This is a genomic window from Micromonospora sp. M61 (assembly GCF_018070245.1).
GTDB lineage: Bacteria > Actinomycetota > Actinomycetes > Mycobacteriales > Micromonosporaceae > Micromonospora > Micromonospora zamorensis.
The window spans coordinates 1-10,691 of sequence record NZ_JAGPYA010000105.1 but is presented as its reverse complement, the minus strand read 5'-3'; the positions used below and the strand labels follow the sequence as shown (position 1 = coordinate 10,691).

General features: G+C 72.9%; 9 protein-coding genes. 4 read left to right on the top strand and 5 right to left on the bottom strand.

Annotated features, from left to right (window positions below; translation table 11 throughout):
* Positions 1-1,069: HAMP domain-containing protein (locus KBX34_RS32070; protein WP_210928818.1), on the bottom strand; the 1,069-nt coding region annotated here is incomplete at its 3' end.
* A 341-nt stretch (positions 1,070-1,410) separates the two neighbouring features.
* On the opposite strand from KBX34_RS32070, the gene KBX34_RS32065 reads away from it, so the two are divergent.
* Positions 1,411-3,486 carry a SpoIIE family protein phosphatase gene (locus KBX34_RS32065; protein ID WP_141907563.1) on the top strand — a complete coding sequence of 692 codons (2,076 nt, stop codon included), beginning with the start codon at positions 1,411-1,413 and terminating at the stop codon, positions 3,484-3,486.
* Between the two features lie 50 nt (positions 3,487-3,536).
* Positions 3,537-3,941: a hypothetical protein gene (locus KBX34_RS32060; RefSeq protein WP_210928816.1), complete on the top strand. Its 405-nt coding sequence runs from the start codon at positions 3,537-3,539 to the stop codon at positions 3,939-3,941.
* Positions 3,942-3,957: 16 nt separating this feature from the next.
* Here KBX34_RS32060 and KBX34_RS32055 read toward each other — a convergent pair whose 3' ends face one another.
* On the bottom strand, positions 3,958-5,316 hold the full coding sequence (locus KBX34_RS32055; protein ID WP_099849824.1) for an FAD-binding oxidoreductase: 1,359 nt from the start codon (positions 5,314-5,316) through the stop codon (positions 3,958-3,960).
* Positions 5,317-5,412: 96 nt separating this feature from the next.
* On the opposite strand from KBX34_RS32055, the gene KBX34_RS32050 reads away from it, so the two are divergent.
* Positions 5,413-7,509, top strand: coding sequence for a S9 family peptidase (locus KBX34_RS32050; RefSeq protein WP_088952139.1), 2,097 nt, complete (start codon positions 5,413-5,415; stop codon positions 7,507-7,509).
* A gap of 168 nt (positions 7,510-7,677) precedes the next feature.
* On the top strand, positions 7,678-7,863 hold the full coding sequence (locus KBX34_RS32045) for a hypothetical protein (RefSeq protein ID WP_088951065.1): 186 nt from the start codon (positions 7,678-7,680) through the stop codon (positions 7,861-7,863).
* Positions 7,864-7,884: 21 nt separating this feature from the next.
* On the opposite strand, the gene KBX34_RS32040 is transcribed toward KBX34_RS32045, so the two are convergent.
* From KBX34_RS32040 to KBX34_RS32030, 3 genes are read right to left on the bottom strand one after another with little or no spacing between them, the layout of a single operon-like run.
* Positions 7,885-9,408, bottom strand: coding sequence for an FtsX-like permease family protein (locus tag KBX34_RS32040; RefSeq protein ID WP_210928815.1), 1,524 nt, complete (start codon positions 9,406-9,408; stop codon positions 7,885-7,887).
* A complete protein-coding gene (locus KBX34_RS32035; protein ID WP_141907559.1) occupies positions 9,405-10,106 on the bottom strand; it encodes an ABC transporter ATP-binding protein in 702 nt (233 codons plus the stop codon). Before KBX34_RS32035 ends, KBX34_RS32040 begins: the two co-directional genes overlap by 4 nt.
* Entirely contained in the window at positions 10,103-10,639 is a 537-nt protein-coding gene (locus KBX34_RS32030; protein WP_210792607.1) for a PadR family transcriptional regulator, read from the bottom strand. Before KBX34_RS32030 ends, KBX34_RS32035 begins: the two co-directional genes overlap by 4 nt.
* Positions 10,640-10,691: the final 52 nt, after the last annotated feature.

The window sequence follows — 10,691 nt, the reverse complement described above, 5'->3', positions numbered from 1 at the left end:
TGCCCACCTCACGGGCCACCCGGGTCACCTCGTCGGCGAACGACGACAACTGGTCGACCATCGTGTTGACGGTGTACTTCAGCTCCAGGATCTCGCCCTGCGCCTCCACCGTGATCTTCTGCGACAGGTCACCGCGCGCCACCGCCGTCGACACCTGGGCGATGTTGCGGACCTGGGCGGTCAGGTTCGACGCCATCGAGTTGACGCTGTCGGTCAGGTCCTTCCACGTGCCGGCCACGTTCGGCACCTCGGCCTGACCGCCCAACTTGCCCTCGGTGCCCACCTCGCGGGCCACCCGGGTCACCTGCTCGGCGAAGAGCCGCAGCGTGTCGGTGAGGTAGTTCATCGTGGCCGCCAACTCGGCGACCTCACCACGCGCTCCGACCGTGATCTTCTGCGACAGGTCGCCCTTGGCCACCGCCGTCGCCACCTGCGAGATCGACCGCACCTGGCCGGTGAGGTTCGACGCCATGGTGTTCACCGAGTCGGTGAGGTCCTTCCAGGTGCCGGCGACGCCCCGAACGTCGGCCTGGCCCCCCAACTTGCCCTCGGTGCCGACCTCACGGGCCACCCGGGTCACCTCGTTCGAGAACGAGGACAACTGGTCGACCATCGTGTTCACGGTGCGCCCGATGCGCAGGTACTCACCGCGCAGCGGCCGGCCGTCGATCTCCAACGCCATGTGCTGGGACAGGTCGCCGTCCGCGACCGCCACGATGACCCGGGCGATCTCGGTGGTCGGTCGGCCCAGATCGTCGATCAGCGAGTTGATCGCCCGCTGCCCCTCCGCCCAGGAGCCGTCCAGCCCCTCGTCGTCCAGCCGCTCGGTGAGCCGGCCGTCGCGACCGACGATCCGGCTGATCCGCCGCAGGTCCAGATGATGACGCTCCTGGAGCGAGACCACCTCGTTGAAGGCGTCCGCCACCTCACCCGCCTTGCCGGCGCGGCGGGGAAGCCGGACCTTCAGGTCGCCGCGACCGATCCGTCGCAGTGCCTCGGTCAACTCACCGAGGAGCGCCTCGTGGTCGGGCGCGGACGGATCCGCCACCGACTGCTTCGCCGTGGTCATCATTCCTCGCTCAACTCGGGGGGCGCCGGTCCGTGCGGACACACCGGCACCCCATATTGTGCCCGCGCGAGCCGTAGTGCCAGGGTGCGCGACCCGCCAGGTGGCCCGGATCGCCATCCGGACCGGCTCGACGGAGGCCGATCCGGCGCACCCCGCCGCAGACCTCGCAGCGGTGCCGAACCCGCCCGACCGACGCATACCGGCGAAGGGTGCGCTGGCCGGAGGGGGCCCCTGCTCTACTGGAAGCGTTGATACGGTGCGTGCGCTTCCTCCGCCAGGGAGAGAGGCGCGACAAGGTGATCAGCTTGGCACCCGGCAGGGGGACGGTGGAGGATACGGGGGTGTCAGCCAAGGCGGGGCCCGCGACGGCCGGGGCCCGGGACGGGGCGGTCCGGCGTGTCCGCCTGCCCGCAGACCGTCGTACGCCGGCCGCCGCCCGCGCCGTGGTCCGCTCGGTGTTGACCGAGTCACACCTCGACGAGCTGGCCAACGAGGCCCTGCTGCTCACCACCGAGCTGACCACCAACGCCGTGGAGCACGCGCGCACCGAGTTGGACATCGAGGTCGTCGCCGACGAGATCGGGCTGACCGTCACCGTCTCCGACTTCGCGCCCGGCTCCGGTGACGAGCTGACCGTCGGTGCCCGCAACGACTCCACCGAGATCAACGAGGTCTCCGAACGGGGCCGGGGCCTGCTGCTGGTCGACCACTTCGCCAGCCGCTGGGGCACGACGTACCTGCCCACCGGGAAGGGCGTCTGGTTCCGGCTGGACCGTCCCGGCACCGAGCCGCCGGCCGAGGGCACCGCGGCCGGCGGGTCGACCCCGGCCAGCGCCGGGCCTGCCACCAGCGCGGACGGGTCCACGCCGAGCGCCAGCGCGATGAGCGAACTCATGCAGACCGCCCCCGACCTGTACGCGGACGACCCGCTGCCCGACTTCGCCACCAACCTGCTCAGCCGCGTCGCCGAGATGGTGGGCGCGGCCGGGGGCTCGATCCGCCTCGACCGGGGCGACGGGCAGGGCCGTCAGGTGTTGGCCCGCTTCGGTCGGCCGCCCCGCCCCGGCAGCGACCTGCTCCGGGTGCCGTTGACGGTGCACCGCCCGTACGCCGGGGAGCTGGAGCTGGACGCGGCGCCGTCGGCGTACGCCCGGCCGTTGGCGGTGCTGACCGCCGAGCGGCTGTCGCTGCACCTGGAGAACGACCGGCTGCGCAGGACCGACATCCGCCGGCAGGTGTGGCTGACGTTCCTGGCCGAGGCCAGTGAGCTGCTCGCCCAGTCGCTGGATGTCGACCTGACCATGGCGCTGGTGCCGCAGTTGGTGGTGCCGCGGCTCGGCCAGTGGTGCGCGGTGCACACCACCGACGAGTGGGGCCGACTGCGGCTGGCAGCGGCCAGCCACGCCGACGAGTCGATGCTTCCGCAACTGCACAAGGTGCTGGCGGAGACCGGGCCGGACTCGATCCAGGCTCGCCTGCGTGAGGCGTCCCGCAGCGCGGCACAGATCCCCCTGGGCGGCCCGATGGAGGGTTTCGCGGTGCCGCTGATCGCCCGCGGGCAGCGGCTCGGCACCCTGGCGGTGGGGCGGCACCAGCGACACCGGCACGACCCGGACGAGGTCGCCGTGTTGGAGGACGTGGCCCGCCGGGCCGCGCTGGCGATCGAGAACGCCCGGATCCACGCCGAGCGCCGCCGCGTGGCGCAGACGCTTCAGCAGTCCCTGCTGCCACCGGTGCTGCCGCTGGTGGACGGGATCGGCTTCGCGGCCGAGTACGTCCCGACCGGCGACGACGCCGAGGTGGGCGGCGACTTCTACGACGTGGTGCCGCTGCCCGACGGGCGTTGGCTGGTGGTGATCGGCGACGTCTCGGGCAAGGGTGTCCAGGCCGCTGCGGTGACCGGGCTGGTCCGGGACGTGATCCGGGTCCTCGTCGGCGACGGCAAACCGCTGCCGGAGGCGTTGGCGCGGCTCAACGAGACGCTGGTCGAGCGGGGCGGCGGCCGGTACTGCACGTTGGCGCTGGCGGCGGTCGGCCCGGGCGAGGGCGACCAGCTGGACGTGTCGCTGCACCTGGCCGGACATGACCGGCCGGTGCTGCTGGCCGGTACGGGCGGCGCGGGGTTCGTCGGCACCGGTGGCACCGCACTCGGCCTGCTCGACACGATCACCTCGCCGACCGCGAAGATCGCGCTCGCGCCGGGCGACTCGCTGATCTTCTACACCGATGGCGTCACCGAGCGCCGGCGCGGCCGGGAGCTGTTCGGCACCGACCGACTGCGGGACGCCGCCGCGCCCCTGGCCGGATATTCAGCCGACGTGGTGGCCGCCCGACTGCGCTCCGCCGCGATCAACTTCTCGGTCGAGCCACCCCGGGACGACATCGCCATCCTGGTGCTCCGCAACGACGCGACCTGACCGCCGTCTGCGGCAGCCGGATTCCGGGGCCGCTCGGTAGATTGACGCCCATGTCGACTGTCGCGCAGGCCACGCCGCACTCCCGGCCGGCGGTCCGTGCCCTCGTCTTCGCGCAACTGGCGACCGTCGGCGGGTTCCTCGCCGTGCTGCTGTCCTACCTGGTCCGGATGGCGACCGCTGGCGTCGGCCCGACCGAGATGCTGACCGGCGCGTACGACCCGAAGGACATGCTGTTCTTCTGGCTGCACGCCCCGGTTGCGGTGCTCTATCTGGTCGGAGCGGTGCTCGGGCCGCCGCTGGCGCTCGTCGCGGTGGCAGTTGTCGCCAGGGAACGCGAGGCTCTGCCCCGAGCGACCCGGGCGTTGCTGTTGACCGGGGCGGTCGGCACTCTGCTGGTGCTGGTGGCCCGCTTCACCCCACCGCTGCTGGACATGCACCGCTGGTGGATGGACTGACCGACCCGGGCGGGGCTCACAGACCGCCGGGGAGGCGCCCGGGGGCGAGGCGGTGTTCCGGATCGAGGTGCTCCTTGGCGGCCCGCAGTTGGGCCAGGCCGGCCAGCTCGCCCCACAGGTCGACGGACCTCCGGACAGCCGTCGGCGCGGAGACCACCACGCAACGACCCTGCCGGGCCAACAACACCCCTCGGACGGCGGCCAGGATGGACGCCACCCGATCGGGGGCCATCGCGCCGGGCAGTGCCGCGTGCACCACGCCCAGCCCGGCGGACCCACGCACCGGCACCGGTGCGCCGGCCGCGTCACGCAGCGCGTAGACGGCGGCGTGCAGGTCACCGATCGGCACCTCCAGGCGCAGCGCCGTGTCGCCGGGCGCGAACGGGTAGCGACGCCACCACGTCGGAGCGGAGTGGGCGATCGTCGCCTCCCCGTGCAGCAGGCCGACCAGGCGCTCGGCGCGTTCGGTGACGTCGGCGGGGCCGCCCTCCAACAGCACCACCAGGCTGCCCGCCCGGGACGGCGCACCGGCCCGGCCGGACATCGACGGGTGGCGCTCCCGGGCGGTGGCCGCCGGGTGACCGGGCGGGTACGGGGTGCGCGGCCGTGGCGTGCCTCCGGGCAGGTCCAGCTCGATGGCTGACGGCTCCAGCCGGGCGGCGAGGATCGTCCGGACCAGGTCGTGCACCTCCAGCGGTGTCCACACCGGGCGGGACACCCAGAGTCGGCTGGCCGGCAACGGCTGCACCCGCAGGGTCGCCGAGACCAGCACACCGAGCGCGCCCTGGGAGCCACAAAGCAGCCGGGCCAGGTCAAGACCGGGCGCGCCACCCCCGGCGCTCACCAGCTCACCGTCGGCGGCGAGGTAGCGGACACCGAGCAGTTGGTCACACGGGCTGCCGTGGCGGTGGCGCAGCGGGCCGGCCTCGCCCGCGGCGAGCACCCCACCGAGGGTCGCGCCGGGTGAAGGGGCATCCATCGCCAGTCGCTGCCCGGTGCGCTCCAGCGTGGCCTGCACCGCCCGCAGCGGGGTGCCGGCGCCCACCTCGGCCACCATCGCGCCGACCGGCTCGTGGCCGATGCCGGCCAGCCGGCCGGTGTCGAGCATGATGTCGACCTGAACCGGCGTGGCACCCCAGTCGATCTTCGTGCCGGCGCCTCTGGGCACCACCGCCAGGTCGTGCGCGGCAGCCAGCCGCAGCACCTCGGCAGCGGCGTGCGGGCCGCCCGGCACCGCCACCCACCGCGCCGGCCGCCCCGCCACCTCGTCGGCCGGCCCACCCGGCCGGGAGAACGGCGGGCCACAGATCGCCGCCAACCGCCGGGTGATTTCGAGGGCTCCGGACCGGCCGAGGGAACTCGCTGCTGCCGCCATGGGCGCTATCGTACATGTGTTCGAAAGCCGTGGTAGGGGCTATCGGGATGCCGCTGGTCCGGCGTACAGCGGGTGCCGGCCGGTAACGTGGCCGCCGTGACCACCGAGACTGCCCCGCCCGCGGCGAAGCGGGTGCCCAGCGAGCGCACCCACCACGGCGACACCGTCGTCGACGAGTACGCCTGGCTCGCCGCCAAGGACGACCCGGAGACGATCGCCTACCTGACCGCCGAGAACGCGTACACCGACACGCGTACGGCGCACCTGGCCGAGCTGCGCACGACGCTGTTCGAGGAGACCCGCCAGCGCACCAGGGAGACCGACCTGTCCGTGCCGACCCGCAAGGGCGGGCACTGGTACTACACCCGGACGGTCGAGGGCCAGCAGTACGGGGTGCACTGCCGCCGCGCGGTCCGCGACGGGGAGGTCGAGCCGCCGGTCAGCGCCGACGGCGCCCCGCTCGACGGCGAGGAGGTGCTGCTCGACGGCAACCTCCTGGCCGAGGGGCACGACTTCTTCTCGCTGGGCGCGTTCGACGTCAGCCCGGACGGTCGCTGGCTGGCCTACTCCACCGACTTCTCCGGCGACGAGCGGTTCACCCTGCGCGTGAAGGACCTGACCACCGGCGAGTTGCTGCCCGACGAGGTGCCCGACACCTTCTACGGCACCGCCTGGTCGACCGACGCCTCGGTGCTGTTCTACGTGACAGTGGACGACGCCTGGCGGCCGAACCGGGTCTGGCGGCACACCGTCGGCTCGGCCGCTGCCGACGACGTGGTGGTCCACCAGGAGGACGACGAGCGGTTCTGGGTCGGCGTGGAGCTGACCCGGTCGGAAAAGTTCATCCTGATCGACATCCACAGCAAGGTGACCAGCGAGGTGCTGGTCATCCCCGCCGGCAACCCGACCGGCGCCCCGGCCGTGATCGCACCCCGCCGCCAGGGCGTCGAATACGCGGTGGAGCACCACGGCCACCGTTTCCTGATCCTGCACAACGACGGTGCGGAGGACTTCGCGCTCGCGTTCACCTCCGCGGACGCGCCGGGCGACTGGGTGCCGGTCATCGAGCACACCCCCGGCACCCGGCTGGAGGCCGTGGACGCCTTCGCCAACCACCTGGTCGTGTCGCTGCGCACCGACGGGCTCACCGGGCTGCGGGTGTTGCCGGTGGGCAGCGACGACTCGTACGACATCGACTTCCCCGAGCCGCTGTACAGCGTCGGTCTGGACGCCAACCCGGAATACCGCACCGGGCAGGTCCGCCTGCGGTACTCGTCGCTGGTCACCCCCGACTCGGTGTACGACTACGACCTGGTCACGCGGCAGATGGTGCTGCGCAAGCAGAAGCCGGTGCTGCCCGGGCCGGACGGACGGCCGTACGACCCGGCCGAGTACGAGCAGCACCGTGACTGGGCACTCGCCGACGACGGCACCCGGGTGCCGATCTCGCTGGTCTGCCGCGTGGGCACACCCCGGGACGGCTCGGCGCCCTGCGAGCTGTACGGCTACGGCTCGTACGAGGCCAGCATGGACCCGTGGTTCTCGGTGGCCCGACTGTCCCTGCTGGACCGTGGCGTGGTCTTCGCCGTGGCGCACACCCGGGGTGGCGGTGAGCTGGGTCGGCGCTGGTACGACCAGGGAAAGATGCTGGCCAAGAAGAACACCTTCACCGACTTCGTCGCCTGCGCCCGGCATCTGGTCAAGGCCGGCTGGACCGCCAGCGACCGGCTGGTCGCGCGGGGCGCCTCGGCCGGCGGCCTGCTGATGGGCGCGGTCGCCAACCTCGCGCCGGACGCCTTCACCGGGATCGTCGCGCAGGTGCCGTTCGTGGACGCGCTCACCTCGATCCTCGACCCGTCGCTGCCGCTGACCGTCACCGAGTGGGAGGAGTGGGGCAACCCACTGGAGGACCCCGAGGTGTACGCGTACATGAAGTCCTACACGCCGTACGAGAACGTGACAGCTGTGGACTACCCCGCGATCCTCGCGGTGACCAGCCTCAACGACACCCGGGTGCTCTACTCGGAGCCAGCGAAGTGGATCGCCCGGCTGCGGGCGGTCGCCCCGGGCGGCGACTACCTGCTCAAGACCGAGATGGGTGCCGGGCACGGCGGTCCGAGCGGTCGCTACGACGCGTGGCGCGAGGAGGCGTTCATCAACGCCTGGATCCTGGACCGCATCGGCCGCGCCTGACCCGTCGGGTCGGCATGATCGCGCTCGATGGTGGGAGTGGTCCCCTCGGCGGCTCGGGGAGGCCGCCACTTCCACGATCGGGCGCGATCATGAGTGGCTCGCGTGTGCGACCGCCGCGCGGCCTGGAGTTCCCGGCCCCGGGCCGATGTCGGGGCCTAGACTTCCGGGGTGACCGGGACCACGGATGGTGACGGCGGGGCCGCCGAGGACGTGCGCCGGCCGAGCGTCGCGGCGGTGGCGCGGGATCGCCGGGTCTGGTTGATCCTCGCGGTGGTCGCCGGCCTCCTGGTCTGCTGTTGCTCGGCGGTGGTCGGCACGCTGGTGGCACTCTCCTCCGGGCTGCTCACCGCCTGACCGGGCTGTACGCGCGGTGGCTCAGGTCATGCGCAGCTCGTCCAGGGCCGTGCTGGCGCGCAGGAAGAGCAGGCCGACACCGACCGTCACCAGCACCGCCGCCAGAGCGCCGGCACCGAGCCAGGCCAACTGCTCCAGGGGTACGGGAACGGCTCGCTGGATCTCGGGGGTGTACACGATCCGGGTGTACTGCTCGCGGGTGGCCGGGTCGTCACACAGCGCCGCCGTGGCGTCGCAGATCTCCGTCGACGAGACGCCCGTCGATACCTCCCCGAAGAGCCCCCGGCCGAGCAACGTGCCAACGGTGAGCGCGAGCAGGATCGCCGGCACCGCCGGGGCCAGCGCCTGCCAGGCCACCGAACGGCTCAGCGTCGCTCGGGGCACCCCGGTGGCGACCAACGCCGCGTAGGCGCGTCGGCGGGCGACGATCCCCTCGACCAGCGCGACGATCAGCCCGCCCGTCGCGATCAGGACGGCCACCGCAACCGCGGCATCGACCAGATCCATGGTGGACAGATAGAAGGAGTCAGCGCCGGCGTCCACCCCGACGAGCCGGTTCTGCTCCCGGTCGAGCTGGTCCTCGGTGGTGAAGTAGGCGCGCTGAGCGGCCGCACCCCCGCCGAAGATCAGGGCGGCGAGCAGCGCCGCGAACGTGCGGCTGCCCGCCCACGGGTCCGCCATCAGCCGGCCCGCCGCGAGCAGCGCCGCGGGTCGGCGGGCGTGCCGACGCAACAACCGCCCACAGTGGTACGAGATCCAGCCGGTGCCGATCACCACCCCGATCATCGCCGCGAGCGCACCCACCGCGAACAGCAGCGGCACCAGCCAGCCGAGCAGCTCATCCCTGCCCTTGAGCTGGTCGGCGGCCGGACGGACCGCGAGGAACGAGGCCAGACCCAGCCCGATCAGGAGCCCGGCCCACGGGCCCGGACCGCGCTCGCGGGCGGCCTTGCGGCTCACGCCGAGCGGGCTCATGGTGACCGTACGCAGCATCAGGGCGGTGGCCAGTGCCGCGACGACCGGCAGGCCGAGCACCACCGCGGCCACCGCTGCGGGCGACGGCAGCACATCGGTCGGCAGGGCCAGTCGACCTTGCGCGTCCGGTCGGTGCAGCACCTCGCGGCCGACCAGGTAGGCACCCAGCCCGACCAACGTGCCGAGCAGAGCGGCCATGCCGGTCTCCAGCACGGCCAACCGGGTGACCTGGCCGGGGGTGGCGCCAGCGAGCCGGATCGCCGCCAGCCGGCGATCCCGTGCGGGCGCGCCGAGCCGCGCGCACTGGCCGGCCAGCGCCAGCACCGGAATCATCAGCATGAGCAGCGCGAACGCCGTCCCACCGCGCAACCCGGGCTCACGCAGCAACGCGTTCCGGTACTGCTCGGACTCCACCCAGGCGTCGCCTGCGGGTTTCTCGATGGCCAACACGGTGAGCGCCGCGAGCCCCGCCAGGGTCGCCAGCAGGGAACTGAGGGCGGTGAGCACCACCCGGGCGGTGTCGGTGCGGCTGCCGGCGAGCGCGAGCCGGACCAGCGTCGCCGGTCTCACCGGGCGCCACCGGCCAGCGGCACGTCGAGCCCCAGGCCCGTGTGGTCCACCAGGCCGTCGCGCAACACGATCTCCCGATCGGCGTACGCGGCGATCCGCGGCTCGTGGGTGATCAGCACGACGGCGGTGCGCTGCTCACGGGCGAGCCGGACCAGATGGGTCAGCACCTGCTCGCCCGCGAGCGTGTCCAGCGAACCGGTCGGCTCGTCGGCGAAGAGCACCCGCGGCTCGGTCACCAACGCCCGCGCGGTGGCGCACCGCTGCTGTTGACCACCGGACATCTCACCCGGCCGGAGGTCGGCCACCTCCCCCACACCGAACCGGTCCAGCCAGGTGAGCGCCGCCGTCCGTGCCTCTCGCCGCCCCGTGCCGGCGAGGAGCAGGGGCAGTGCGACGTTCTCCGCCGCGGTCAACTCGGCGACCAGTTGGCCGAACTGGAACAGCACCCCGAACTCGGTGCGTCGCAACCGGGATCTGGCCGCCTCCGACCAGGTGTCGATGCGCTGCCCCCGCCAGGTGACCTCGCCGGCGTCCGGCCGAAGGATCCCGGCCAGACAGTGCAGCAGGGTCGACTTGCCGCAGCCGCTTGGGCCGGTGACGGCGACGATCTCACCCTCGGCCACGTCGAGTGTCACGCCGCGCAGCGCGGGTGTCGGGCCGTACGCCCGAACCACGCCGCGAGCCTGGAGTTGCGTCACGGATGCACCTCCCGGTGCCAGTCGGCGACCCGGCCCAGAGTGGCGTGCAGCCACCGCAGGTCCGCGTCGAGGTGGGCGATCGCGAAGTCGGCCGCGACCACGTCGCTGAGGGTGGCGGCCGCGTCGGCCTTGACCGCGGTCAGCTCACGCAGCCGTGCGGTGTGCGCGGCGCGCTGGGCGATCAGGTACGACCGGGCCCGGTCGACGTCGGCGACCAGGAGCGCCACCACGACCTTGGCGAAGAGTGTGCTGGCCACGTACGGCATGGGTGGTTCTACAGTGGTCAGCCACTGGTCGAGCGCGGCCCGCCCCTGGTCGGTCAGCGCGTACGCCGTGCGATCCGGCCCGGCCGCGCGGTCCTGCCCGGCGGTGACCACCAGGCCGTCCCGTTCCAGGCGGCCAAGGGTGGCGTAGACCTGCCCGAAGGCCAGCGGTCGAGCCCTGGGCAGCCGCTCGTCGTGCGCACGCTTCAGCTCATAGCCGTGCCGGCTGCCAGCAGCCAACAACCCGAGCAGAACATGCGACGTGGACACGCCCGCAACTATTCACCGAGCGAATACCCAAGTCAACAACCCACCCCCACCC